Annotated in this window: 2 protein-coding genes; one reads left to right on the forward strand and one right to left on the reverse strand. The window is 67.1% G+C overall.

Going from position 1 to position 1,825, the window contains the following annotated elements; all coding sequences use genetic code 11:
• Positions 1–1,440 (forward strand): DNA mismatch repair endonuclease MutL (gene mutL / locus EN893_RS32115; protein ID WP_128362098.1); only part of this gene is annotated, 1,440 nt, incomplete at its 5' end.
• Between the two features lie 133 nt (positions 1,441–1,573).
• Here the strand turns inward: mutL and EN893_RS39930 are convergent.
• Positions 1,574–1,696 carry a hypothetical protein gene (locus tag EN893_RS39930; RefSeq protein ID WP_256748382.1) on the reverse strand — a complete coding sequence of 41 codons (123 nt, stop codon included), beginning with the start codon at positions 1,694–1,696 and terminating at the stop codon, positions 1,574–1,576.
• Positions 1,697–1,825 lie beyond the last annotated feature (129 nt).

The raw sequence follows: 1,825 nt of genomic DNA on the forward strand, positions 1-1,825 counted from the left end.
GACCTGTTCTTCGCAACGCCGGCCCGGTTAAAGTTCATGAAGGGCGAACGCGCCGAAAGCTCGGCCACCAGCGATGTGGTCAAGCGCATCGCCATCGCCTTCCCCGCCGTGCGCTTCACGCTGGCCGGCTCGGACCGCTCGACGCTGGAATTGCCGGCGGCGGATGACAGCGCGGAAGGCAGCCTGCGCCGTGTCGCCCAGGTGATGGGCACCGACTTTCCCGACAATTCGATTGCCGTCGATGCGATGCGCGAAGGCGTGCATCTGACCGGCCACGTGTCGATCCCGTCCTTCACCCGCGCCAACGCGCTGCAGCAATATGCGTATGTGAACGGCCGCCCGGTGCGCGACAAGCTGATCGCCGGCGCCATACGCGGTGCCTATGCCGACGTCCTGCCGCGTGACCGCCATGCGGTGACGGTGCTGTTCCTGACGCTCGACCCGGCCATCGTCGACGTCAATGTCCATCCAGCCAAGGCCGATGTGCGCTTCCGCGATCCCGGCCTTGTGCGCGGATTGATCGTCGGTGCAATTCGACAGGCACTGGCCGATGCCGGCGTCCGCGCCGCCACCACGGGTGCCGCCGGCATGATGGCCGCGTTCCGGCCAGGGGCCGCATCCTACGGCCACGGCGGACCGGCAAACGGCCACCGCAGCTACGACGCGGCCTACCGCGCGTCGGGCCCGTCCGGCTTCGATCCCGTCCGGTCGTCGCAGCGGCCGCTCGATATGGGTTTCGAGGGTGCGGGCTTCGAGCAGCGCGGCTTGCGTGAAAACGAGCAAGCGGCTTTCGATGCCGGTCCGCTTGCCAGCGCCGATGCACGCGCAGGGCAGGATGAAGCGGCCGAGACCCTGCTCGGCGCGGTGCTGGGCGCGGCGCGCGCCCAGGTGCATGAAAACTACATCGTCGCCCAGACCAGGGATTCGCTCATCATCGTCGACCAGCATGCGGCGCATGAACGGCTGGTCTACGAGGCGCTGAAGAATGCGCTGCACTCGCGCCCGGTGCCCTCGCAGATGCTGCTTTTGCCCGAGATCATCGACCTGCCGGAAGAGGACGCCGAGCGGCTTGCGCTGCATTCGGAAACGCTGGCCCGCTTCGGTCTCGGCATCGAGCGCTTCGGCCCCGGCGCCGTCGCGGTGCGCGAGACGCCGTCGATGCTGGGCGAGACCAATGTCGGGCAATTGGTGCGCGACCTCGCCGACGAGATCGCCGACAACGACACGGTCGACACGCTGAAGGAGCGGCTGGACAAAATAGCCGCGACCATGGCCTGCCACGGCTCTGTGCGCTCCGGCCGCCTGCTCAAGGCCGAGGAGATGAACGCGCTGCTGCGGCAGATGGAGGCGACGCCCGGTTCGGGCACCTGCAACCACGGCCGCCCAACCTATATCGAACTCAAGCTGGCGGACATCGAACGGCTTTTCGGGCGGCGGTAGCTGCGGACGGATTGCGGGCCATCGCTTCACCGCTCGTAGGTGCCGGTGTTGACCAGCAATGCCGAGACCACCGTTCGCCCGTGGGCGAATGCCGCGCCGGCTCCACGCACCGCTGTTGCCAGAAGCGCGGCGGTCAGCAATAGCGCGCCGCCGCCAGCAGGAGCGGAGGCACGTCATCGAGACCGAGCTTGATCGCCGCCCAGGTCAGACCCCAGATCAGCGACATCACCGCGAAGAAGGCGAGATTGCGAACCACCAGATTCGCCGTTCAGCGCAATCCCTGGCGATCGACGAATATCCGGTGGATGTCGATCCGCTCCGGCAGTTCGATCAGGAACTCGGGATCGCGGTCCAGATGATGGACTTTGGTCGGTTCGCCTTTGGT

Origin of the sequence: Mesorhizobium sp. M7A.F.Ca.CA.004.04.2.1 (assembly GCF_004022825.1) — a bacterium.
In the GTDB taxonomy this organism is placed as follows: domain Bacteria; phylum Pseudomonadota; class Alphaproteobacteria; order Rhizobiales; family Rhizobiaceae; genus Mesorhizobium.